Annotated in this window: 19 protein-coding genes and 1 tRNA gene; 13 read left to right on the top strand and 7 right to left on the bottom strand. The window is 33.5% G+C overall.

Features of this window, described 5'->3' with window-relative positions:
* Positions 1-140 precede the first annotated feature (140 nt).
* Entirely contained in the window at positions 141-1,115 is a 975-nt protein-coding gene (locus A4F88_RS05180; protein ID WP_068841503.1) for a polyprenyl synthetase family protein, read from the bottom strand.
* 267 nt (positions 1,116-1,382) lie between these two features.
* Between A4F88_RS05180 and A4F88_RS05175 the strand changes: the two genes are divergently transcribed.
* The 5 genes from A4F88_RS05175 to A4F88_RS05155 all read left to right on the top strand — a co-directional run bounded on the left by A4F88_RS05175 (position 1,383) and on the right by A4F88_RS05155 (position 8,353).
* The gene (locus tag A4F88_RS05175; RefSeq protein ID WP_068841502.1) at positions 1,383-1,904 is read left to right on the top strand and encodes a YceI family protein; all 522 of its coding nucleotides are present in this window, start codon (positions 1,383-1,385) and stop codon (positions 1,902-1,904) included.
* A 109-nt stretch (positions 1,905-2,013) separates the two neighbouring features.
* Complete coding sequence (locus tag A4F88_RS05170; RefSeq protein WP_068841501.1) at positions 2,014-2,613, top strand: TetR/AcrR family transcriptional regulator; 600 nt, start codon at positions 2,014-2,016, stop codon at positions 2,611-2,613.
* 10 nt (positions 2,614-2,623) lie between these two features.
* On the top strand, positions 2,624-3,958 hold the full coding sequence (locus A4F88_RS05165) for a TolC family protein (RefSeq protein WP_068841500.1): 1,335 nt from the start codon (positions 2,624-2,626) through the stop codon (positions 3,956-3,958).
* 9 nt (positions 3,959-3,967) lie between these two features.
* A complete protein-coding gene (locus A4F88_RS05160) occupies positions 3,968-5,035 on the top strand; it encodes an efflux RND transporter periplasmic adaptor subunit (protein WP_068841499.1) in 1,068 nt (355 codons plus the stop codon).
* Between the two features lie 141 nt (positions 5,036-5,176).
* Entirely contained in the window at positions 5,177-8,353 is a 3,177-nt protein-coding gene (locus tag A4F88_RS05155) for an efflux RND transporter permease subunit (RefSeq protein ID WP_068841498.1), read from the top strand.
* 97 nt (positions 8,354-8,450) lie between these two features.
* On the opposite strand, the gene A4F88_RS05150 is transcribed toward A4F88_RS05155, so the two are convergent.
* From A4F88_RS05150 to A4F88_RS05130, 5 genes are all read right to left on the bottom strand, one after another.
* Positions 8,451-8,888: a retropepsin-like aspartic protease gene (locus A4F88_RS05150; RefSeq protein ID WP_068841497.1), complete on the bottom strand. Its 438-nt coding sequence runs from the start codon at positions 8,886-8,888 to the stop codon at positions 8,451-8,453.
* Complete coding sequence (locus tag A4F88_RS05145) at positions 8,840-11,503, bottom strand: CHAT domain-containing protein (protein ID WP_068841496.1); 2,664 nt, start codon at positions 11,501-11,503, stop codon at positions 8,840-8,842. The genes A4F88_RS05150 and A4F88_RS05145 overlap by 49 nt, the downstream gene beginning before the upstream one ends.
* Before the next feature lie 123 nt (positions 11,504-11,626).
* Positions 11,627-13,579, bottom strand: a complete 1,953-nt coding sequence (locus tag A4F88_RS05140; RefSeq protein WP_068841495.1) for a PKD domain-containing protein — start codon at positions 13,577-13,579, stop codon at positions 11,627-11,629.
* Between the two features lie 111 nt (positions 13,580-13,690).
* A complete protein-coding gene (locus A4F88_RS05135; protein WP_068841494.1) occupies positions 13,691-14,677 on the bottom strand; it encodes a hypothetical protein in 987 nt (328 codons plus the stop codon).
* 192 nt (positions 14,678-14,869) lie between these two features.
* Positions 14,870-15,169, bottom strand: a complete 300-nt coding sequence (locus A4F88_RS05130) for a hypothetical protein (RefSeq protein ID WP_068841493.1) — start codon at positions 15,167-15,169, stop codon at positions 14,870-14,872.
* 129 nt (positions 15,170-15,298) lie between these two features.
* On the opposite strand from A4F88_RS05130, the gene A4F88_RS05125 reads away from it, so the two are divergent.
* The 6 genes from A4F88_RS05125 to A4F88_RS05100 all read left to right on the top strand — a co-directional run bounded on the left by A4F88_RS05125 (position 15,299) and on the right by A4F88_RS05100 (position 21,690).
* Positions 15,299-15,883: an RNA polymerase sigma factor gene (locus A4F88_RS05125; protein ID WP_068841492.1), complete on the top strand. Its 585-nt coding sequence runs from the start codon at positions 15,299-15,301 to the stop codon at positions 15,881-15,883.
* 2 nt (positions 15,884-15,885) lie between these two features.
* Positions 15,886-16,608 (top strand): tetratricopeptide repeat protein, encoded by a 723-nt coding sequence (locus A4F88_RS05120; protein WP_068841491.1) that lies wholly within the window; start codon positions 15,886-15,888, stop codon positions 16,606-16,608.
* 171 nt (positions 16,609-16,779) lie between these two features.
* Positions 16,780-18,420, top strand: a complete 1,641-nt coding sequence (locus A4F88_RS05115; RefSeq protein WP_068841490.1) for a S41 family peptidase — start codon at positions 16,780-16,782, stop codon at positions 18,418-18,420.
* A 268-nt stretch (positions 18,421-18,688) separates the two neighbouring features.
* Entirely contained in the window at positions 18,689-19,468 is a 780-nt protein-coding gene (locus A4F88_RS05110; protein WP_068841489.1) for a TatD family hydrolase, read from the top strand.
* A 64-nt stretch (positions 19,469-19,532) separates the two neighbouring features.
* On the top strand, positions 19,533-20,669 hold the full coding sequence (locus A4F88_RS05105; RefSeq protein WP_068841488.1) for a 1-acyl-sn-glycerol-3-phosphate acyltransferase: 1,137 nt from the start codon (positions 19,533-19,535) through the stop codon (positions 20,667-20,669).
* Positions 20,659-21,690, top strand: a complete 1,032-nt coding sequence (locus A4F88_RS05100) for an asparaginase (RefSeq protein WP_068841487.1) — start codon at positions 20,659-20,661, stop codon at positions 21,688-21,690. Before A4F88_RS05105 ends, A4F88_RS05100 begins: the two co-directional genes overlap by 11 nt.
* A gap of 95 nt (positions 21,691-21,785) precedes the next feature.
* Here the strand turns inward: A4F88_RS05100 and A4F88_RS05095 are convergent, their stop codons facing one another.
* On the bottom strand, positions 21,786-23,027 hold the full coding sequence (locus tag A4F88_RS05095; RefSeq protein ID WP_068841486.1) for an MFS transporter: 1,242 nt from the start codon (positions 23,025-23,027) through the stop codon (positions 21,786-21,788).
* Between the two features lie 91 nt (positions 23,028-23,118).
* Here A4F88_RS05095 and A4F88_RS05090 point away from each other — a divergent pair, with 91 nt between their 5' ends.
* On the top strand, positions 23,119-23,988 hold the full coding sequence (locus A4F88_RS05090) for a LysR substrate-binding domain-containing protein (protein ID WP_068841485.1): 870 nt from the start codon (positions 23,119-23,121) through the stop codon (positions 23,986-23,988).
* Between the two features lie 59 nt (positions 23,989-24,047).
* Positions 24,048-24,134, top strand: a tRNA-Ser gene (locus tag A4F88_RS05085).
* The last annotated feature ends 162 nt before the right edge of the window (positions 24,135-24,296 follow it).

The raw sequence follows: 24,296 nt of genomic DNA, 5'->3' as shown, positions 1-24,296 counted from the left end.
AAAACACAGACTAAAAAGATTTCAAGGATTTAACCTGTGATAATCATTTTAGTCTGTAGCTTAAAATTTTAGTGTTCTCTTAATCGTTTAGACAGGAACTTGTAATGTCAGGCTGAGCGAAGTCGAAGCCCTTTTGAAAACTAAACCTTTCTTCCCATTAAATTCTCACCAAAAGTTCTGAGAATATCTTTCTTTTCAGCGTTAATATCCATTTTTTCTAAAGTTTCAAAAGCTTTAAAAGTATACGTTTCAATAGCATCCTGAGTCGCTTTTGAAGCGCCTGATTCATTAAAAATGTTTTTGGCAGTTTCTATTTTTTCAATATTGTCTTTCAGTTGTAAACTGAATAATTTTTCTAATTCAGAAGCTTTTTCCGGAGATGAAAACTCACGTGCTTTTAGATATAAATAGGTTTTTTTATTCACCATAATATCTCCTCCAACTTGTTTTCCAAAAGTTTCAGGATCACCAAAAGCATCTAAATAATCGTCCTGAAGCTGGAAAGCCAATCCTAAATTTAATCCGAAATTATAAATTAAATCTCCTTCTTTTTCAGAAGTTTTGGCTACAATGGCACCCATTTTCATAGCTGCGGCAACCAAAACCGCTGTTTTATATTCGATCATTTTTAGATATTCCGGAATCGTGACATCGTTTCTTTTTTCAAAATCAACATCCCATTGTTGTCCTTCGCAAACCTCAAGAGCAGTTTTGCTGAATAATTTTGCCAAATCCCTGAAAACAACCGGTTCGTATTGTTCAAAATATTGATAAGCTAAAATAAGCATTGCATCTCCGGAAAGAATCCCGGTGTTTAAATCCCATTTCTCGTGTACCGTTTCCTGTCCTCTTCGCAAAGGAGCGTCATCCATAATATCATCGTGAACCAATGAGAAATTATGAAAAACTTCGACAGCCATTGCGGCCGGAAGCGCTACTTTATAATCAGTATCAAAAACCTCTGCAGCCATTAAAGTAAGAACAGGACGCATGCGTTTTCCGCCAAGTCCTAAAATGTATTCAATAGGTTCGTATAGGTTTTTTGGATTTTTCTGTATGCTTTGGTTTTTTAAATAACTAATAAAAAAATCTTGGTATTGACTAATATCGTGCATAAAATTTAATCTGAATTGCGAGGCTCAAAGATACGATTCATTATGAATTATTCCTTTTTTAAATTTTAAATGCTGGTTTCCATCAAAAATAGCCCCTAAAACGCTTAATTCTTAAGATGTTAAAATTATTTCTAAAAAAACTTGGAAACTTTTTTGGTGTTTAGAGTTTCCTGTCTATATTTGCACCGTTAATTTGGAAACTAAGAACACTGAAAAAGTTTCCGCAAGAGTTTGAACAATTTATAAACTCAGTAAAATCAAATATTTATGAAAACAACATGGACCTTAGATTCTAGCCAATCAGATGTTTTAATCAAAATGAGACATTCGATAATTGCTTATATGGGAGGAACTACCAATAAATTTGATGGATACGTGGATATTGAAGACAATGAAATTGAAGATGCTTCTGTTGAGTTTTCCTTAGACATCAATAACAAAAAAGATAGTTTTCAACAAATCGATACGTATTTGCAACTTCAGGATTTTTTCGATGTAGATGAACATCCAATTATCAGTTTTAAATCGACTTCTTTTCAAAAAGTAAACAATAACATCAATTTTTTTAAAGGAGACTTAACCATAAAAGATGTTACCAAAGTAGTAGAACTTGATGCTGAGTTTATTGGTATCAATTCTTATAACGGGGAGAAAAAAGTAGCATTCGAAATTAAAGGAGATATTAAACGCCAGGATTTTGGCTTAGACTATAATTCTTTTAATCATAATGGAGGTTTGGCTATGGGAAAAGATATTAAACTTATTGCAAATCTTGAATTTAGTATATAAATCTTACAGAACGCAATAAATTAATGTAAAATTATTACAAAATTCAAGGAAACTATTTTTCTAATTTTAGTTTCCTAAGTATATTTGTAGTACAATTTTGAAAATTAAGATGAAAGAGAAAATAATATCAAAAGCGAGTGAGTTATTTTTAAAACTGGGTTTTAAAAGTGTTACCATGGATGATATCGCAGGAGAAATGTGTATTTCGAAAAAAACGATTTACAAATATTTCTGCAATAAAGAGGTTTTAATTGAAGAGAGTACAGCGACAGTTCATAAACAAGTACATCAGGTTATTGATACTATTGTAGCTAAAGATTATAATGCGATTCATGAGAATTTTGAGATAAGAGAAAGTTTTCGGGATATGTTTAAAAACGCAACCGATACTTCGCCTCTTTATCAGTTAAAAAAACATTATCCTGAAATCTATCAAAATATAATGACTCATGAAATAGATCAGTGTAATCATTATTTCAGAGATAACATCCTGAAAGGAATCCGTGAAGATTTATACAGAGCAGATTTAAATATCGATTTGTATGTGAAGTTTTATTACACTTTGATTTTTCATATTAATGAAACTACAGTTTCAGAAAGAGAAGCACAAAAAATAGAATTAGAAGCGCTGGAATATCACACCAGAGCTATGGCAACAGAAAAAGGAATACTGGAATTAGAAAAACAACTTAAAAAAATTACCATTTAATCATCAATCTATGAAAAGAATAATTCTTATATTTTTGTGTACAATTGGCTTGAGTGCCAACGCACAAGTCAAATCTCTAACCTTAAAAGAGGCTATTACGTACGCGCTTGAAAACAAAGCCGATGCGAAAAAAGCAAAGTTACAGGTTGAAAACAGTGAGTATAAAATTCAGGAAGTACGTTCAAGAGCATTACCTCAGATTTCTGCAAACGGAAACTTAACGCACAATCCAATAATTCAGACAACAGTTATTGATGGTGCCGGATTTGGTCAGCCAGGAACTACTATTCAGGCAGCATTTGGTCAAAAATGGACTTCAAACGCAGGGATTTCATTAACTCAGACCATATTTGATCAATCTGTTTTTACAGGATTAAGAGCTGCAAAAACTACCCGCGAATTTTATCAGATCAACGATCAGTTAACAGAAGAGCAGGTAATCGAAAGAGTTGCAAATAACTATTATTCAGTATATGTACAACGCGAAAGATTAGTTTTATTAGACAGTAACTATGTTAATACAACTAAAGTTCGTGACATTGTAAAAGGACAATTTGATAACGGACTGGCTAAAAAAATTGATTTAGACCGTATTATCGTTAAAATGTCAAACATCGATACAGAGCGTCAACAAATTAAAAACCAAATTACTTTACAGGAAAATGCTTTGAAGTTTTATATGGGAATGCCTATTGAAACTCAAATCGAGATTCCAAAAGAAGAATTTGAAGTGGTGCCTGCAGCTTTGACAGAAGCACCAAATGTAGAAAACAGAACAGAATACCTGCTTTTGAAAAAACAAGAACAGCTTTTAGTATACAACAAGAAAGCAGTTGAAGCAGGATATTACCCAACACTTTCTTTAACGGCTGGTTACAATTATATTGGTCAGGGGCCGCAAATGCCTTGGTTTGCAAAACCTTCAGATGGAGTGTACTGGTCAGATTACTCCGCAATTGGATTAAACTTACATGTACCAATTTTTACAGGTTTTGGAACCCGTGCTAAAGTAAGACAGGCCGATGTAGAAATCAGATCGCTTCAGGAAGATATTAAAGACACCAAACTTTCGCTTGATTTGGATTACCGAAATGCAATGGCTGAGATCGAGAACAACCTTGTAACAATCGAGAACCAAAAAGAAAACATGCGTTTGGCAACTGAAATATTAAGCAATACAAAAAACAATTATCTTCAGGGATTAGCATCATTAACAGACTTGTTAGATGCAGAAAATGCATCACTTGAAGCTCAAAATAACTATACCAGAGCAATCTTAAATTACAAAATTGCCGAAGTAGCACTAATCAAATCAAAAGGCGAACTTAAATCTCTTATTAAATAACTAAATAAAATGAAGAAAACTATTATAACAATCGTAATCATAATTGCAGCGTTGGGTGTGATTGGATATGTCTTAAATAATAATAAGAAAAAGAACAAAGAAAAAACAGACATCGTAGCAGAAAAAAATGCAGCTGTTTCTGTAAAAGTGGCTCCGGTAAAAACAGAAGAAGTTTCATTGGACTTTGTAGCTAACGGAAACTTTCAGCCTACTCAACAATTAACTTTCTCTGCTGAAAAATCAGGAAAAGTAATTAGCGTTTTGGCGAAAGAAGGAGATTACGTAAAAGTTGGTCAGACATTATTAACAATGAGAGGTGATGTTATTAATGTAAGTGCACAACAAGCACAGGCAGTTTACCAAAATGCAAAATCAGATTACAGCAGATACGAAAATGCCTTTAAAACGGGTGGTGTTACAAAACAACAATTAGATCAGGCAAGATTAGCATTAACAAATGCTGAGTCAAGCTTAAAACAAGCAAACATTAATGTTGGTGATACAAAAGTAAAAGCACCAATTAACGGATTTATCAATAAAAAATACATTGAGCCAGGATCTATTTTAACCGGAATGCCGGCAACTGCATTGTTTGATATTGTAAATGTTTCTAAACTAAAATTAGTAGTTACAGTAAACGAAAATCAGGTAGCGAGCTTAAAAGTTGGAGATCATATTAATGTAACTGCAAGTGTTTATCCTGACAAAACTTTTTCAGGAAAAATTACTTTTATCGCTGCAAAAGCAGACGAATCTTTGAACTTCCCGGTTGAAATTGAAATTACAAATAACGTTAACAATGACCTGAAAGCAGGTATGTACGGAACTGCAAACTTTGCATCAAAACAACAAAAACAACACTTAATGGTTGTACCTAGAAATGCATTTGTTGGAAGTGTGAGCAGTAATGAAATTTTTGTAGTTGAAAAAGGTATTGCAAAATTGAAAAAAGTAACTGCAGGAAGAATTTTAGGAGACCAGGTAGAAATTATCAACGGATTATCTGACGGAGAAACTGTAATTGTTACAGGTCAAATTAACCTGCAAGACGGTAATACAGTAGAAATTATTAAGTAAGCTTTAAGCTATAGGCAATAAGCAATAAGCTTTTTAAAAAGCCTAATGCATATAGTTTAAAGCCTACAGCCTGAAAAAAAATATGAAATTAAACCTTAAAGCTTAAAGCCTACAGCCTAAAGCCTATAGCATTAAAAAAATATGAAATTAGCCGAAATATCCATAAAACGTCCGTCGTTGGTAATTGTATTGTTTACAATTCTGACACTTGGTGGATTGTTCAGTTACAGCCAATTAGGCTATGAGCTGATCCCAAAATTTGAACAAAACGTTATTACCATTTCTACAGTTTATCCGGGAGCTTCTCCAAGTGAGGTAGAAAATACTGTAACCAAGAAAATTGAGGATGCGATTGCATCCCTGGAAAATGTCAAGAAAATTGACTCAAAATCGTACGAAAGTTTATCTATCGTTTCGATTACACTAACATCAAATGCAAAAGTCGATTTCTCATTAAATGATGCACAGCGAAAAATTAATGCCATCATTAGTGATTTACCAGATGATGTTAAAACGCCGGCATTAACCAAATTCTCGTTGAGTGATTTACCAATTATGACGCTTGGTGCCAACGGAAAAATGGACGAAGCAGCATTTTATGACTTAATTGACAAAAAAATTGCTCCTATTTTATCCCGTGTACAAGGTGTTGCTCAGGTAAACATCATTGGTGGTTCTGAGCGTGAAATTCAGGTAAACCTTGATGCTGTAAAAATGCAGGGTTACGGATTATCTGTTCCGCAGGTACAACAGACTATTTTGACTTCGAACTTAGATTTCCCAACAGGAAACATCCAGACTCGTAATCAAAAAATATTAATTCGTTTAGCGGGTAAATATAAAAGTGTAAATGAATTAAGAAACTTAGTAGTTTCTTCTCAAAACGGAATTCAGGTTCGTTTAAGTGATATTGCTGATGTTCAGGATACACAAAAAATTGCCGAAAAAATCTCACGTGTAGATCAAAAAAGCGCTATTGTTTTACAAATCGTAAAACAATCTGATGCGAATGCCGTTGCAGTAAGTGAGCAGTTATTAAAAACAATTGCAATTCTTGAAAAAGACTATAAAGTAAACCAGTTAAAATTAGAAGTTGCAAAAGACAGTACTGTTTTTACTCTTGAAGCTGCAGATTCTGTAGTTCACGATTTATTAATAGCAGTAGTTCTGGTAGCATTTGTAATGTTGTTCTTCCTGCACAGTATTAGAAACTCGTTGATCGTAATGGTTTCGATTCCTGCATCTTTGATTGCGACCTTTATTGGTATTTATTTAATGGGATATACCTTAAACTTAATGAGTTTACTTGGATTGTCTCTGGTTGTAGGTATCCTTGTGGATGATGCGATTGTGGTATTGGAAAATATCTACAGGCACATGGAGATGGGTAAAAGCAGAATTCGTGCTTCTTATGACGGAACTGCCGAAATTGGTGGAACAGTAACTTCGATTACATTAGTAATTGTCGTGGTATTCTTGCCTATTGCAATGAGTTCCGGATTGGTTTCTAATATTATTACACAATTCTGTGTTACGGTAATTATCTCAACGATGTTATCATTATTAGCTTCATTTACTATTATTCCATGGTTATCATCTCGTTTTGGTAAATTAGAGCATATCGAAGGAAAAAATTTATTTGGAAGAATCATTCTTGGCTTCGAAAATTATTTAACACGTTTCACGGATTGGGTTTCTCATTTATTGACATGGTGTTTAGATCACTATATTAAAACCTTTATAGTTGTAATTATATTATTCTTTGCATCAACTGTTGGATTAATGGGTGGTGGTTTTATTGGAGGAGAGTTTTTCGCATCATCTGATAGTGGAGAGTTCCTTGTTCAGATTGAAATGCCAAAAGATGCTTCGTTAGAACAAACGAATTTCATGACTCAAAAAGCAGAAGCTTATTTGAAAGCACAAGAATATGTTCACAGTCAAATTACAACAGTAGGACAAACCAGTGAAGGTTTTGGAGCATCTCAGGCTACAGCTTACAAAGCAGAGATTGACGTAAAAATGATTGAGCAAAAAGATCGTACAGATGATGCGAATGTTTATGCAGCAAAAATCAAACGTAAATTAGAAAAAGTATTAGTTGGAGCAAAAGTAAAAACAGTTCCGGTTGGTATTTTAGGAACTGCAGAAGATGCTACTTTAGGATTAATTGTAACAGGTCCTTCAACAGAAGCAGCTATGGCTTTTGCTAAACAAGCCGAAGCAGAATTACGTACAATTCCGGGAACAACAGAGATTAAATTAACTGTTGAAGACGGAAACCCTGAGATCAACGTAAAAGTAGATCGTGATAAAATGGCTGCTTTAGGCTTAACACTTCAAACAGTTGGTTTAACAATGCAAACTGCTTTTAGTGGTAACACTGACGGTAAATACAGAGCAGGTGAATACGAATACGATATCAACATCAGATACAATGCTTTTGACAGAAAAAGTATTACGGATGTTAGTAATTTAATTTTCATCAATGCAGCAGGACAACAAATTAAATTGTCTCAATTTGCAGATATTACAGAAGGTTCAGGACCTAGCCAGTTAGAGCGTAGAGATAAATCAGCTTCGGTAACAGTAAAAGGACAAAACGTTGGGGTGCCATCAGGAACAATCGTTCAACAATGGCAGGTTAAGTTAGATAAACTTAAAAAACCAGCAGGAGTTAACTATATCTGGGGAGGTGACCAGGAGAACCAATCAGAAGGATTTGGTACTTTAGGAATCGCTTTACTTGCCGCTATTATTTTGGTATACCTTGTAATGGTGAGTTTGTATGACAGTTTCGTGCATCCATTCGTAGTATTGTTTGCAATTCCGCTTTCGTTCATCGGAGCGATGTTAGCACTGGCATTAACAAACAACTCATTAAATATCTTTACCATTTTAGGTATCATCATGTTGATTGGTCTGGTGTGTAAGAATGCGATCATGCTTGTCGATTATACCAACCAAAGAAGAGCTGCCGGAGAATCAATCAGAACGGCATTAATTCAGGCAAACCACGCTCGTTTACGTCCGATCTTAATGACAACAATTGCGATGGTATTTGGTATGTTCCCAATTGCATTAGCATCAGGAGCAGGAGCAGAATGGAAAAACGGATTGGCATGGGTAATCATCGGAGGATTAATTTCTTCGTTATTCTTAACCCTGATTGTAGTTCCGGTAATTTATAATATCATGGAGAAAATTATCCATAAATTCTCTAAAGGAGAAAAAATCGATTACGAAGCTGAAATGGTTGCCGATTATACGCCAACTGAAGTTAGTGAAGACGGTTTTAATCCTAAACATACCCATTAATTGATTTAATTTTAGACTGAAAAATCCCAAATTCCTTAATTGGAGTTTGGGATTTTTTTATTTGAAACCTGAAACCTGAAACCTGAAACCTGAAAAATTATTTCAGATATACATAATGATTAAAATAATCAATAATTGCTTTTCCTTCTAACAAAACATCAGCGCCAATAATACCGTGAACCGGTTTTGCTTTGTGCGATTCTAAAGCCTCGTTAACATGCGAGAGATCAAAAATAACGATGCTGAAGTCCTTGTTTTTCCAGCTTCCTAATTGTAGTTTATTTTGAGATGAAATCTGGGTTTTCATTCCCGTTCCGCCAGCTCCTGATGCTTTTGTCTTCGATTTTTTTGCTGCCATTTCAAAACGCTCAATACTTTCAAAACCTATACAGGTGTTTGAAGCGCCCGTGTCTAAAATGAAATTACCGGAAACACCGTTAATTTTCGCTTTTATTAAAAGATGCTGGGTTTTGGTAACCTTGAATTTTATTTTTTTATAATTCTCTTTTTTGAGAACCTCGTGAAGATTTTCCATTTTCGATAGTGATTGAATATCAAAAATAAGCCAATTAGAGTCAATAAACTAATCACATAATAGATATAATTTCCTGATTCTTGTTCAGATGAAATCGATCCGTAATACACAAAAGAACTCCAGTAATAAGGAGATTTCTTCGCATTAGAAATTGATTTATCATTCAAAAAAGCAATCTTGGCATTCGTATTAGCTTCAAAATACGGAACATCATTTTTAATGTTTTTATAAAAATCAGCCATAAAAACAGATGTTGTAAAATCATTTACCTTCCATAAAGAAAACAATAAATTCTGTGCTCCGGCAAACTGAAAACCTCTTGCAATACTCATCGCGCCTTCGGCTTTGTAGAGTTTTCCAATTCCGGTTTCGCAGGCACTTAAAACAACCAAATCAGGATTAATGTTGAGGTTGTATAATTCAGAATACAAAACCTCCTGGTCGTAAAATTTAATACTTGCCGGTGTCTCAATATCGCCCGAAGAAGCATGTGTACTTAAATGTAAAATGGAATATTGGTTTGCGTTATTTTTAAAGTTAGAAAAACTCGCTTCAGAATTTTCTAAATATTTCCCTTTAAAATTACTTTTGATAGATTGTAATTCTTTCTTCGAATAACTCAATTCAAAAAAGGTGCCTTCGAAAACCGGAAAAACACCTAAAACCGTTTTTTCTGATTCTGAAATTGGTTTTGAATTCAGATAATTACTAGCCGAATTATTATAAGCAATCTTGAAATCATTTAGTAAATAATGCATTTTAGCAAAATTAGTTGTTGATGATTCCTGTGTGATCAAAGCTTCAAAAGGAAGAAAATTCAAAATACCATCCGGAACAATGATAAGGTTATTGTAGATTGTTTTTTGAGGTAATTTCAGAATATTATAAGCTCTTTTTCCGCAATGATTATATCCGGAAATATCATTTGTTATGTTGTTTACATTATTGAAATAATCTATAAATTGTACAATTTTTGGAATTGCAGTGTCCGTAATATTAATGTGATTTAGATTAATTTTTTTATTTTCTACAATGAAATAATACAGATTCTCAGAACCCATAAAATAGTAAACCATTCCTGCTTTATCTTTTTCCAGTTTTGATAAAAGTGCTTTTATATCACAATTTTCAGGAATATAATTGGAACTTTTGGTTTGAATTTTCTTGAGGGAAAGCATCAGTTCATTTTGTTTTTTTATTGCCGAATTAATGTTAGAAATATCAGCCCGATCTCCTTTTTGCTGTTCTTTTAAAATGGCATTATTTAAATTTTGAAGTTCCTGCAAAAGCTGTTTTTCTTCTGCGGAAGCATTTTTAATATTCGATCGGTACCCTTTTAAAATTCCTGATTTCGTTCTTTCAGATAATTGAAAAGCTTCTTCAAGATATTGAGTTTTGTTTTCCTTTTTAAATAAATCATCATAAATCGAAATACATTTCTCAGTACGATTTCGGGCTCTGATTTGTGTAATGATTTTTGAGTTTTCATAAACCAGAACATTCATCAGTAAGTCTTCGATATGAAAAGAAAGTACAAAAGTTTCAATTGCTTTTTTAGATTGATTTTGTATAGAGAAGATTTCTGCCTGTAAATCCAGAACATCCATCAAAATTGTTTCGGCGTACAATTGATTTTGATTCGGAAGAATATTTTTTGAACTGTAATTCGGAATCAGGATTTTAAAAATAAGCTGAATCTGTTTTGCGCTTTCATCATATTTTTGTTCATCAAAAAGTAACAAAGCTTTTTCATAATATAATTTTGCCCGTTTTCTGGGTTGATGATTTGTTGTTTCTGAAAATAATTCTTCAGCCTTTTGCATATAAGAATCAGCAATCTCAAATCGTTGCCATTGTCTGTTCATCGAAGCCAGATTACGATAAGAATTGGATAAAGTTTCTGATTGTCCTTTTTCGTTTTTGAGGTATTTTAGTGAGGATTCAAAAGCCTTTTCGGCATTGTTTGGCGAGTTTTTAATGAACACAAGTTGTTTTGAGCCTAGCCAATAACTATTTCCCAGATTATTCCATAAAATTCCTTTCTGAGAGTTTGATAATGGTTCTGTTTTTAAGGTACTTTCTAATAATTCAATAGCGAGAGCCGTTTTTCCGGAACTTTGATAAACATTCGATAAATTTAAAATCGCAGCAAATTTTTGTCTTTGTGCATCAGGATAATTTTTAGAAGTATTTACAATAAAAAAATATTGTTTTATCGTATTTTCTGCACTGTCATAATCGCCTAAAATCGTATATAAATTTCCTAAAGGTTTCAGACAATATTCGATGATGTCATAGCTGTTCAGTTTGTATTTCTGATAAATTTGCCATGCTTTTTCATAACTTGAAATTGCTTTTTCGGTTTGCCCGAATTGGTTTTCATAATACGCTTTATTGCAATTTAAAACTACAATCGCCAGTAATTCGTCTTTGGTTTTTGGTCCTGGATTTTTCCAGAAATCAGCTTCTGTATTCTTTAAGTTTTCTATGGCTTTCACCGAAGGATGTGCAACAAAAACATCAATTGTATGGTATATTTTATCTTCCTGATGCTGTGCTGACAGATTCAGACTAAAAAAAAGAAAAATCAAACCATATAAGTTATATAAGTTCATATTAATTTGCTGCGCATAGCTTTAAAGTTTTTTCGCCAAGAATTCACGAATTTGATTTTTAAATTTTTATAATAATTCGTGGCAAATTCTCTGCGAATCTTCGTGCATCTCTGTGCAATAACATTAAAACTTCCAGATTCCATAAAACTGAAAGTAATTGAAATTTTGCTCAAAGTTCATGACATATCGTGCGCCCAAACTCGGACCTATTCTTGCGAAACCTAATGTAAGATCAAATAAAAGTCCTGTTTTTAAATTGGCAAATGAGTTTTTGACTGAACTTGATTCTGTTTTGGTGTCGATTAAAAACTGATCCGTTCCACCTTCAAAAGTTTCAATTTTTCTGGTTTGGTTTTGTTCTGATGAAACATCAAAATTCGCTTGTACACCAGCACCAACTCCAATATAATTGTTAATATTATACCGAATAAGAACCGGAACTTCCCAGTTTACATTTTTGTTTTCTGTGGTGGTTGTGGTTCGCTGAAATTGTTTTACACCATTTGCGCCTAAAACAGTCTGATCGATTACCGTTGCACCACTTTCATATTTATTTATGGCATTTAACCATTCTGCCTGCCAGTAAAAACGATAAGATTTAAAAGGTGAAATGGTCGCTCCCACAAAATAACTTGTTGACTTTTCGAGATCAGGATATACATTATAACCTGCTTTTGCCCCAATCGAGATTCCGGGTAAAAATCGGGTAGTGGCATAATTCGTAATTATAGGTTCATTTTTGTCGAAGATAATGGCGGTTCGGCTTTTGGTTTTTACTTTATGAAAGTCTTCTGCAAATTTCATGGAGTATTTTACAAATCCTTTTGTACTGTCTTTTTCCTTTACATTTTTTTGCTCACTTCCGGGTAAATAGATGTTTTTGAAGGTAAAGAAAATTTGATTTTTTTTAATAATAGTATCCAGGCAACTTACGGTTGGTTCTTCGCCTTTTGGACAAATAGGACATTTTGGATACATATCTTCGACCTGAAATGTTTTTTTGTCAAACATATCCGGAATATCTGTTTCAAGTCTGATCATTCTGGCCGGACCTTCGCCGTTGTTTTGGAAACGGGTTTTGAAATTGACTCTTTTAAAACGCACTAGTCTGTAATTCATAAAACTTCCGTTAGAACCCATTTTATTGGGATCATGAGAGGTTACAATTTCCATCTCGAGGTTTTTTATTTTATGGTTTTTATAACTTCGGTTAGGAACAAAAATGCCGCGCATGGTAACTGTTGCACTGGTATCTTTAATCATTTCCGGAGTGGTTTTAAACGTATAAAAAACATTGTGGGTTTCGCCGGGATTGGCATCGTCAAATTCCAGAACCGAAACATTGTGATAAGTTTTGTGAGCATCTGATAACGAAGCATCCAGATCTTCTTCGGTAGTGGTATTTCTATATTTTTTAAGTTTGAAAGTGTTTTCGGCACTGGCCAGATAACGATTAGAATCGTCAAGATCGTTAACAGAAGCAATAGTATTTTCTTTTACTTCGCGTTCGTTAGCATACGTTCTGTAATCGACTAATTCGAAATTATTGTTTTTAAATTGTTTTTCATTATAGAATAAATACAGCTTTCCGCTTGTTACATAATTTTCCAGATTTTGATAACCTACTACAACTACCATTTCCTGATCCGGAACAGGATCACAGTTTTTTAAAATGGCAAATCCGTTTTGATCTGCAATCGAAGCAATATCTTTATAATTGGTATCAATAATGTCATTTACAGCTACTTTTTTAGGTCGTGTTGCCGGAGGTTTCCCGTTGTCGTAATTGTTGGTTACGGCAAGTCTTGTGGTATAAGTGCCTTTGTTTTTATAGACATGTTTAGGTTCAGCTTCTTTACTGTAATGTCCATCGCCCAATTCCCACAAATACGAATAACTGGGTTTTGGTGCTCCTGCAATTGGTATTAAAAGAGGTGTTTCAGGTTTGTAAGTAACAGTATTTCCGTTTTGAATAAAAACAATATTGGCTCTTCGGGTTATGGTGTCTTTTACTTTGGTTTGTCCCATTGAGAAAATAGAGAATAGAATAAAGAAAATAGACAGTTGTGGTTTCATAACTAGATAGTTTTGGGTTCTAAAATCTTAAGGATCAATTTTAAAACAGGATTAAATGTAAAAAAAAGTGATGAGCAAATCACCACTTTTTCTTAAAAAAGTATTCATAAGTTACTGAATAGCATTGATTGCGGCTACAAGCTGAGCTTCGGTACCTATTATTGTTTCAGCAAGAGTAAAGGTATAAACATCGTTGGCAGCAACAGTTACCGCTTTGATTGCATAACGCCATTGACCATTAGATTCTGTAGCAAAAATAACGTGACATTTTAGTCCAATTGGAATTTGTCCGTAGTGCTCACTAAACAATCCGGCAGGAGTATAAGTATCTAATTTCGCAAGAGCATTTGTTCCTTCACCATCATAAGATAAGTAAATAGCACTATTATTATTGTCATAACCGTCTGGAGCTTTTGCCAAAATTGTTGTTTTAGGTCTTGGATCGCTGTAAAAACGGTCAACATTTGTCCATCCAAAGTTTCCAAAAGTTACATAATAATTAGCTCCTTCTCCTTGTACGCCTCCTTTTCCGCCATTTCCTGTAGCATCAGGTTTATTCTCTTTCCAGGCTAATTCTCCTTTATCATCGATAACCCCATTCCATAAAGTCATAGCATTGTCTAAACCATTAGTTAAAGCAGTTGGAACAACTAGATTCATATAGCAGGAAGTTTGAAGTTCAACACCGCCCTGTGTGGCTTTGATAAAAAATTCTCCTCCTGAAATGAGTAAGTTTTTCTTTCCGTCAGCTGTGATTCCCATTGTTGGTTTGTTGGTAATTAACATGGTTCCTTTGTCGAAAAGTTCAATGTATTCAATATCAACTTGTCCGGTTACAGGAACTCCGTTTTTGGTCAAACAATCGCCATTGATGGTTAATTTTACTCCTTTGGCAGATGTTATGGTTTTAGTACCATTTCCGGCAGTGATGGTGAATTTTTGTGTATTTGCCGATACTCCTTTTTCGCTAATGCTTTTAAAAGCTGCTCCGGTTGGAGGAAGTACAAGATTGTTGTTATCGCCGTCGCTGTTGTCGCAACTTACAAAACTGATAACTAATAAAAATAGAAGTCCGATTTTTTTAAAATTTGTGTTCATAATTTCCAGGTTTTATAAATCTGTCCTGATTTTTTTCAGGCGGTTTTCAGATTTTGGTTTTTAATTATATTTTAATATCAATTTGGGTTTGATATTGTTACCCTTGTTTTTAAAATTTATTTCAATCTGTGTTTATAATGGTATATCAACAGGAGCATAAAATTGTTACCTCTGTTTTTTCGTTTTTTTATTTTATGCCGAAAGACACTTGTCTTCAAACAGATTTCCATCTTCGTCAACAGCGACAAGGATGCTTTTTTTCTGCGAAAGCGTAATAATTAAATAGATCCAGACAACAGACCAAAGACCTAATGTGAGGCAGGTAAGAAAGAGGTGTAAAGTGTGTTTGATTGCTTTTTTCTCTTTGGATAAAACAACATATGGCAATTTTTCATTTTGCTCTACAATTACAAAACCATTTCTTTTTTTGGCAGAAATCATTTCGTGAAATTGATTTAATGTCTTTTCGTTTGTAAATTGATAAGTATCCATTTTCTCTTAATTTTAAATGTTTAAAAGACTTTTGTTTCCTTTATATCAACCTGTAGAATGAATTGTTACCCCTTTATTTGAAATTTATTTGAGATTCTTTTTTAACTTTAGCTAATCAAAAGTTTATTTATGGATAAAACCAAATTACATCCTGACCAAATATATATTGACGGACTTGCCTCAAACGACTCGGCAATTATTCAGTCTATATATAAAAAGTTTGTTCCAAAAGTCGTACTGTTTATTATGAACAATTCCGGCGACAGGGATCAGGCGCAGGATGTGGTTCAGGAAGTTTTGATTTTGCTTTTTAATCAGGCGAGAGCCAATACGTTGCAGTTAACTTGTCCGTTTGATGCCTACTTTTTCTTATTGTGTAAAAGAAAATGGCTTAACGAGCTGAAAAAAACATCCAACAAAGGGGTAACAATTATAGAAGATGCAGTATCTATGAATGAATCTGCTCTACAGTTAATTGGACAAACCGAAGAATTTGATGAAAAGCAACAACTATTTGATACGATGTTTCAGAAATTAGGAGACAAATGCAAAGAACTCCTGAAGCTGAGTTTTGAAATTAAATCGATGGAAGAGGTTGCCGAAAAACTAAACGTTACTTACGGATATGTGCGTAAAAAGAAATCGTTATGTGTAGGTCAGTTAACACAGTGGATTCAGGAAGCAAAAAACTTTAAATCTCTAAAAAATAATTAGTCATGAGTGAAGAACGCTACATATTATTTGATCAATATCTTCAGGACGAATTAACGATTGATGCCAAAAATGATTTTGAAAAACAGCTGTCTGAAAATCCGGAATTTGCCTCGGAATTTGAGACGTTCAAAAATGTACAATCTCAGGTAGAACATAAGTTTGGACTGGAACAGGAAAGAGCTGCATTCAAAGAAAATCTAACCAACATATCTAACCAGCATTTTAATAAGAAACCAAAAGTAATTGGATTAAAACCATGGTATTTTGCTGCTGCGGCTTCGGTTGTGGTTCTTTTTGGATTGTTCTTTTTTAATTATAATCTAAATCCGGTTTTTGCAGATTATAATGATCCGGAACATGCTTCTTTTACCGAAAGAGGTACTGTTGATGAGGCATTAAAAGGAGCTGAAACTGCATATAACAACAAAAGATATAATGAGGCAATTCCGTTTTTTGAAACAGTACTGCAAAAGCAAAAGACAGCAGAAATTCAATTTTTTTATGGTGTTTCCTTATTAGAAGAAAGTCATTATAAAAAAGCGGAAACTGTTTTTAACGAACTGAAATCAGGAACTTCAGCCTACAAAGAAAAAGCAGTCTGGTATTTAGCATTATCTAAGTTGAAACAAAAAGATTATGATGGATGTAAAGAAATCCTGCAGACGATTTCTGAAGATTATGAAGGATATGATCAGGTTCAGGACCTTTTAGATCAGTTAGATTAGTGATTTCATAAACACATCAAGATTTTATATAGAGATTCGCAAAGAGATAAGATACTTTGCGAATTTTTTTACGTAAAAACGTAACTGTTTTTGGATTTTTAATTCTAAATTCGATTTTCTTTTGAAAAGAACCTATCCAAAAACTATCTAAAACCTAACCACTTCAGGCGAATGAAAAAAATTGCTTTATTTTTTCTTCTTGTATTTTCACAGATTATTTTTAGCGCTTCCAAAATTACTGAAACCGAAAAACTTGCTGCAACCTGCAAAGTATGGGGATTCTTAAAATACTATCACCCAAAAGTAGCCAATGGAGAAGTAAATTGGGACAACCAGCTTTTAGAAAAACTTCCTAAAATAGAAAAGGCACAAACCAAAGAAGAATTTTCATTGATTCTCGAAAACTGGATTGACGAACTTGGTCCGATAAAAGAAATTGCACCAATTCCTACACCCAAAGATGTTAAGTTCTTTGATAAAAACTTCGATTTAAGCTGGTTTAACAATAAGGTGTTTTCCAGGAGACTTTCGAAGAAGCTCAAATTTATTGAAGAAAATAGATTTCAAAGTAATGTAGAATTTGGGCCTGATTTTGATAGTTTTAAAAGTCTTAAAAACTATTTTGATCTTGATTATAATAGTAAAGGTTCCAGAATTTTAATGCTGTTTGTCTATTGGAATGTGATTGAATATTATTTTCCATATAAATATATAATGGATCAAAAATGGGATCTGAGTTTAGAACAAACGTTACCACTTGTTAGTGATGCTAAAAATGAAAGTGATTTTTATATTGCAATGAGAAAAATGGTTACTAATCTCAATGACAGTCATGTTGAGTTTTTTTTATACAAATCTTTGAAAAGTCTAAAATACTATTTTCCGGCAACAGGTAAAATAATTGATGAAAAATTGGTTGTTACCAATATTTTGGGTGATAGTCTTGCTGAAGCTGATAATATAAAAATAGGAACTGTAATTACTAAAATAAATGGCAAAACGATAAAAGAGTTAGCTTTAGAGAATCGGGATTTAATTTGTGCTTCAAATGAAGTTGCGTATTTCGATAAATTAGTTACACCAATTTTAAGAAATGACTCTCAAAATGTTGAAGTAGAATTTCTAAAAAATGGGAAGTACGAAACAAAGTCAATGATTTGGTTTAGTTACCATGATTCTCATAGAAATGAATTTAAAAAAGGAGCCACAAAAAAGAAGGAGAGATTTAAACTTCTGGATAATAATATAGGCTATGTAGATATGGGGATAATAAAAGAGAAACATATTCCGGATATGATTCAAGCCTTAAAATCGACAAAAGCAATTGTTTTTGATATGCGAAATTATCCACAAAACACATGGAAAGAGATTTCAGATTTTTTAAATTCTCAGGAAAAGAGTTTTTGCATTTATACAATGCCATACCCAAATTATCCTGGCAGATATGTTTGGACTGAAGAAAGAAAATGTGGTTTTGAAAATAAAGATAATTATAAAGGAAAAGTAATTGTATTGCTTAATGAAGACTCGATAAGTCAGTCTGAATGGACTGCCATGAGTTTTCAAACGGCTAATAATACCACAATAATAGGAAGTCAAACTGCAGGAGCAGATGGAAATGCATTTGAATTTGATTTTAAAGGATTTCATACGATATATTCAGCAATAGGAGTGTATTATCCTGACGGAAGAGAAACACAAAGAATTGGAATCGTACCAGATATAGAAGTAAAACCAACCATAAAAGGAATTCAGGAAGGAAAAGATGAGGTTTTAGACCGTGCTTTAGTCTTTATTGAAACTGGAAAGTAAGGTTTTAACGTTTTGTATGTCATTCTGAGGAAAGAGGAATCACACTAGAAATTCCACAAAGAGAATCGCCAACCTTTGTCGGGTTACGAGTGTGATTTACTTTGTTTATTCGTTATTGCTTGAGTCTTCTTTCCTCAAAAGGGTAACAATGCGAAAATCTGTATCAATCTGTACTTTTATGAAATTGAATCCTTAAAATCCATAAGCAAACAAGCAATTGCTATTCTTTTAATATTGTCGTAATTTTGACAACTTTAAAAGTATACCATTGAATTCAACACCAATTATTACCGATACCCACACGCATTTGTATTCTGAAGAGTTTGATCAGGATCGCGACGAAATGATTCAGAGAGCTATCGATGCCGGAATTACACGCTTTTTTATTCCTGCAATTGATGCTGCTGCAACACAGTCTATGTACGATTTAGAACAAAATTATCCGGATAATGTATTCCTGATGATGGGTTTGCATCCCACTTATGTGAAAGATAATTACTTAGATGAATTAGCGCATGTTGAAACTGAATTGTCAAAACGAAAATTCTATGCTGTTGGTGAAATAGGGATTGATTTGTATTGGGACAAAACACATTTAAAAGAGCAGCAAATCGCTTTTAAGAGACAAATTCAACTGGCAAAACAATACAAGTTGCCCATTGTAATTCATTGTCGTGAAGCGTTTGATGAAATCTTTGAAATTCTGGAAGAAGAAAAATCTGAAGATTTATTTGGGATTTTTCATTGCTTTTCCGGAACTTTAGAACAAGCTCAGCAGGCAATCTCATATAAAATGAAATTAGGAATTGGTGGTGTTGTAACTTTCAAGAACGGAAAAATTGATCAGTTTCTAAATCAAATCGATTTAAAACATATAGTATTGGAGACAGATTCGCCTTATTTAGCGCCAATTCCGTACAGAGGAAAAAGAAACGAAAGCAGTTATTTGGTAAATGTTATCAGCAAATTGGCAGATATATATAATGTTTCTGAAGAAGAAATTGCCACAATTACAACTCAAAATTCAAAAGACGTTTTTGGGATTTAACCCAATCATTACTTTAATGTAATTTTTTTTTTGTTCATTTGCCTTCTTAAATCCGATATAAATAATGCAGAAATTTGATGCCATTCGACCATTTTATGATACTGAAATAAATGAAGCACTTCATGATGTGGCCAACCATCCGATGATGAAAACGATGATGAACTTTACTTTTCCGGAAGTAGAAGATGAGGTTTGGAAAGAGCAACTTAAGAAAACACACTCAATTCGTGATTTTCAATGCAATTTTATTTATAACACCATACAAAAGGTTCTGGAGAAAAGTTCTGAAGGACTTACTACTTCAGGTTTTGAGAAACTCGAAAAAAATACTTCTTATTTATTTATCTCTAATCACAGAGATATTTTATTAGATACTACTTTGCTGAATGTTTGTTTATTCGAACATGGTTTGGTTATGACAGCATCAGCAATTGGAGATAATCTGGTTAAAAAAGCTTTTTTGGCAACTTTGGCAAAACTAAATAGAAACTTTTTGGTTTTAAGAGGGTTAACGCCTCGTGAAATGCTGCAAAGTTCCAAATTGCTTTCAGAATACATAGGGCAATTACTGCTTCGCGAAAATCGTTCGGTTTGGATTGCACAAAGAGAAGGCAGAACCAAAGACGGAAATGACGAAACCAATCCGGGAGTTTTGAAAATGATAGGAATGGGTTCTGATGAAGAAAATCTAATGGATTATTTTAAGAAATTAAAAATCGTTCCGGTTTCGATTTCTTATGAATATGATCCTACAGATGTTTTAAAAATGCCCCAATTAATGGCAGAAGCCAATAATGAAGTTTACGTTAAAGATAAAAATGAAGATTTCATGACCATTATAAGTGGTATCATGGGAACCAAAAAAAGAATACATATTTCTGTTGGCGATGTTTTGGATAAAGAAATTGATCAGATTGTAGCAGAGAATGATAATGTAAACAAACAGGTTCAGGCTTTGGCACAAGTTATTGACGATTCTATCTTGACGAATTATCAATTATGGCCAACAAATTTTATCGCTTACGATATTTTAAACGAAACAAACAGATTCTCTGATTTGTATAAAGAAAATGAAAAATCACTTTTTGAGCGTCGTTTAGAAATGCGTATCGGAAGTGATAATCCTGTTACAAGACAAGGATTTTTGGCAATGTATGCCAATCCGGTTGTCAATAAATTAAAATACCAAGATGTCATCTAAAGCAAAAATACTTTTGATTTATACCGGAGGAACCATCGGTATGAGCAAAGACTTTGAAACCGGAGCGCTCAAAGCGTTCAACTTTGGAAAATTGTTGCAAAAAATCCCCGAAATCAAACAATTAGATTGTGAGATTGAAACGGTTTCTTTTGAAAATCCAATAGATTCATCGAACATGAATCCGGCAGAGTGGACGAAAATTGCAGAAATCATCGAAGAAAATTATGCTTCTTATGACGGATTTGTAGTACTTCATGGTTCAGATACCATGTCATATTCGGCTTCAGCATTGAGTTTTATGCTCGAGAATTTAGCTAAACCGGTTGTGTTTACGGGTTCGCAATTGCCAATTGGAGATCTGCGTACCGATGCTAAAGAAAACCTGATTACAGCAATTCAAATCGCTTCATTGCAGGAAAACGGAAAACCTGTAATTACCGAAGTTTGCTTGTATTTTGAATATAAATTATACCGCGGAAACAGAACTTCAAAAGTAAATGCCGAACACTTTAGAGCTTTTACAGCACCAAATTATCCAGAATTGGTAGAGTCTGGCGTGCATTTAAAGTTAAATACTCATTTATTTCTTCCAATAAACAAAAATGCAGATTTAATCGTTCACAAAAACTTAGACAATCATGTAGCGATTATAAAAATGTTTCCGGGAATGAGTGAAGTTGTTTTGGCTTCGATTTTGGCAACTCCAGGTTTACGGGGGATCGTTTTAGAAACTTACGGTTCAGGAAATGCTCCAACCGAAGATTGGTTTTTAAACTTAATTGAAAAAGCAATCAAATCCGGAATGCACATTGTAAATGTAACGCAATGTTCAGGCGGAAGCGTTAATATGGGACAATATGAAACCAGTACAGCTTTAAAATCGCTTGGTGTTATTTCAGGAAAAGATATTACTACAGAGGCAGCAATTACAAAACTGATGTATTTGCTTGGACATGATATACCTCAAAATGAATTTAAAGATGTTTTTGAAACGGCTTTACGCGGAGAGATTTCTCTTTAAATTTTACCCTATAAATGGTTATAAATTTATTTAAATAAGTTGATTTGTCATTTCGGGGAACGAAAAATGACAAGTATGTGTACAATTGGAATTTATTAAAATTTAGAATTTTCGTAAGGAACAGGACAAGTTTCCAGCTCTTCTGAAGATTTATATTTTTTGTAATACACATATACAATAACAGAAACAATACAAATAATTCCCTGAATGGCTACTGTATTTCTTGTTCCGATAATATGAGAAACATAACCAATAATTAAACTTCCCACAGGAATCATTCCCTGATAGGCCATTAAATAATAACTAATACTTCTGGATCTCATATTCACAGTACTTTGTGTCTGAATGTAAATATTTATAGATGAGGTTTGGGCCATCATGCCTACACCGCTCAAAGCCATACAAATTAGCGCTACAGTTAAGCTATTTGAGTAAGCAAGTATAATAATACTAAAACCTAATAATAAGCTGGCAGCGATCATTATTTTACTCATATTATCTGCTTTTTTAAGATTAGCCAGATAAATGGCAGATAAAATAGAACCAATTCCGGCCGCGCTTTCGAACCAACTGAAAGTCTGGGCATTTCCGCTAAAAATATCTTTGGCAAAAACAGGCATTAAAGTATTGAAAGAAATAACAAATAAACTACTGCACATGAGCATCAGAAGCATTTTTGCCATTTCAGTTTCTTTTCTCACATAATCCAGTCCTTCAATAAAGTCATCATACATTTTAAGCTTATCTGTAGCTTTAATATGCGGAGTGATTTTCATCATCAATAACGAAATTAAAACCGGGATATAGCTTAAGAAGTTTCCAATAAAACAAATGTCTTCACCATATTGATGCAGAATAATTCCTGCCAGAGCCGGACCGGCAATTCGGGCGAAATTGTTTAAAGTCGAGTTTAGTGCGACTGCATTTGGCAAATCTTCTTTATTGTCGACAATATCAATCATCATGGTTTGTCGGCAAGTCATATCAAAAGAATTTATGATTCCCTGAAAAAGACTTAATGCCAGAATAAAGTTGATATTGTAAATTTTTAAATATATCAATAAAGCCAAAGCTCCTGCCTGAAACATAGCCAGAGACTGTAATAAAATCATGGCTTTATGTCTGTCGTATCGGCCAATGATACTACCGGCCAAAGGTGCCAGAAATAAAGAAGGAATCATGCTTAAAAATGTAGCCAGTCCTAATAAAAAAACAGAACCTGTCACGCTGTAGACCATCCAGCTTACAGCTGTTTTTTGAAGCCATGTTCCAATTACAGAAACAGATTGTCCATAAAAGAATAGCTTGAAGTTTTTTGATTTTAATGCCTTAAACATGATGCCTGATATTTTTTTACAAAGTTCGGAATTATGATTTCATTAGAAAAATTAATAATTTTACTGATAATAAGTATTTAAAGTTATCGATATGGAAATTTATCAATTAGAATATTTTATTAAAACAGCTGAGGTATTGCACTTTACAAAAGCTGCCGAATTGTGTTTTGTAACGCAATCCGGACTTTCGCAGCAAATCAAGAAACTGGAAGAAGAACTCGGAATGCCTTTGTTTATCAGGATTGGGAAAAAAGTACAGCTTACAGAAGCAGGCGCTGTTTTTTTAATACACGCCAAAAAAGTGATCGAAAATGTGCAAAACGGAAAACAGGCAATTGATGACTTGAATGAAATGATTGGGGGTGAATTGCGAATAGGTGTGACTTATATTTTCGGTTTACTGATTCTGCCTGTGATAAATGCATTTGCAAAAACATATCAAAAACTGAAAATAGTGGTAGAATATGGAACAACAGAAGCATTAGAACAGAAATTAATTCACAACGAACTGGATTTGGTTTTGGTTATTTCATCACATGAGATAGGACTTCCAATTCAAAAAGTACCTTTGTTTACTTCACATATGGTTATGGCAGTTTCAAAATCCCATTCTTTGGCTGCTTTAGATAAAATTGCTTTCAAGAAAATAGAAGAAATACCGCTGGTTCTTCCGGGAAAAGGCTCCAATTCGAGAGAATTTGTAGAAGAGTTATTTGCTAAAAACAAGATGAAACCTAAAATTTCGATTGAATTAAACTCGATTCATGCTTTATTGCAAATGGTACAGGACAGCGATTGGGCAACAATCGTAGCCGAAAAAGCCTTAAAAGGCTGGGATGATCTCAGAGCAATCCAGATTACAGGAGTGGCAACCCGAAGAGATTCATTTATGCTGACGATGGGCGGGTATCAAAAGAAAGCAGTAAAGCTGTTTATGGAAGAATTTAGAAAAAGCATTTAAGTATTATTAGATTTTACTTTTGTAACTCAATTTTTTTTGTGTTCTTTGCAGACCAATTTAGAGAGGTGTCCGAGTGGTTGAAGGAGCTAGCCTGGAAAGCTAGTATATGGGTAACTGTATCGAGGGTTCGAATCCCTTCCTCTCTGCAAAAACAACGTTAACCCTTTTCAATAAAGGGTTAACAAGGTTTTTAAGAAAATGCTGTGTCAAATTTGTGTCAAATTATTTATAGTTTAAAAAATGTGAGTTTTTTAAACTATAAAAAAAAATGCAAAATTCTGAAAAATCTACTCTCTCACGTAATAAGA

It is taken from the genome of Flavobacterium chilense, from assembly GCF_001602525.1.
GTDB classification, from domain to species: Bacteria; Bacteroidota; Bacteroidia; order Flavobacteriales; family Flavobacteriaceae; genus Flavobacterium; species Flavobacterium chilense.
This window is presented reverse-complemented; position numbering and strand designations above follow the sequence as displayed.

Excerpts from the sequence above, each read along its gene's own strand:
- A4F88_RS05170 (WP_068841501.1), top strand. The coding sequence starts at position 2,014 with ATGAAAGAGAAAATAATATCAAAAGCGAGTGAGTTATTTTTAAAACTG.
- A4F88_RS05150 (WP_068841497.1), bottom strand. The coding sequence starts at position 8,888 with ATGGAAAATCTTCACGAGGTTCTCAAAAAAGAGAATTATAAAAAAATA.
- A4F88_RS05105 (WP_068841488.1), top strand. The coding sequence starts at position 19,533 with ATGCAGAAATTTGATGCCATTCGACCATTTTATGATACTGAAATAAAT.
- A4F88_RS05165 (WP_068841500.1), top strand. The coding sequence starts at position 2,624 with ATGAAAAGAATAATTCTTATATTTTTGTGTACAATTGGCTTGAGTGCC.
- A4F88_RS05180 (WP_068841503.1), bottom strand. The coding sequence starts at position 1,115 with ATGCACGATATTAGTCAATACCAAGATTTTTTTATTAGTTATTTAAAA.
- A4F88_RS05160 (WP_068841499.1), top strand. The coding sequence starts at position 3,968 with ATGAAGAAAACTATTATAACAATCGTAATCATAATTGCAGCGTTGGGT.
- A4F88_RS05100 (WP_068841487.1), top strand. The coding sequence starts at position 20,659 with ATGTCATCTAAAGCAAAAATACTTTTGATTTATACCGGAGGAACCATC.
- A4F88_RS05130 (WP_068841493.1), bottom strand. The coding sequence starts at position 15,169 with ATGGATACTTATCAATTTACAAACGAAAAGACATTAAATCAATTTCAC.
- A4F88_RS05120 (WP_068841491.1), top strand. The coding sequence starts at position 15,886 with ATGAGTGAAGAACGCTACATATTATTTGATCAATATCTTCAGGACGAA.
- A4F88_RS05155 (WP_068841498.1), top strand. The coding sequence starts at position 5,177 with ATGAAATTAGCCGAAATATCCATAAAACGTCCGTCGTTGGTAATTGTA.
- A4F88_RS05095 (WP_068841486.1), bottom strand. The coding sequence starts at position 23,027 with ATGTTTAAGGCATTAAAATCAAAAAACTTCAAGCTATTCTTTTATGGA.
- A4F88_RS05125 (WP_068841492.1), top strand. The coding sequence starts at position 15,299 with ATGGATAAAACCAAATTACATCCTGACCAAATATATATTGACGGACTT.
- A4F88_RS05140 (WP_068841495.1), bottom strand. The coding sequence starts at position 13,579 with ATGAAACCACAACTGTCTATTTTCTTTATTCTATTCTCTATTTTCTCA.
- A4F88_RS05145 (WP_068841496.1), bottom strand. The coding sequence starts at position 11,503 with ATGAACTTATATAACTTATATGGTTTGATTTTTCTTTTTTTTAGTCTG.
- A4F88_RS05175 (WP_068841502.1), top strand. The coding sequence starts at position 1,383 with ATGAAAACAACATGGACCTTAGATTCTAGCCAATCAGATGTTTTAATC.
- A4F88_RS05135 (WP_068841494.1), bottom strand. The coding sequence starts at position 14,677 with ATGAACACAAATTTTAAAAAAATCGGACTTCTATTTTTATTAGTTATC.
- A4F88_RS05115 (WP_068841490.1), top strand. The coding sequence starts at position 16,780 with ATGAAAAAAATTGCTTTATTTTTTCTTCTTGTATTTTCACAGATTATT.
- A4F88_RS05090 (WP_068841485.1), top strand. The coding sequence starts at position 23,119 with ATGGAAATTTATCAATTAGAATATTTTATTAAAACAGCTGAGGTATTG.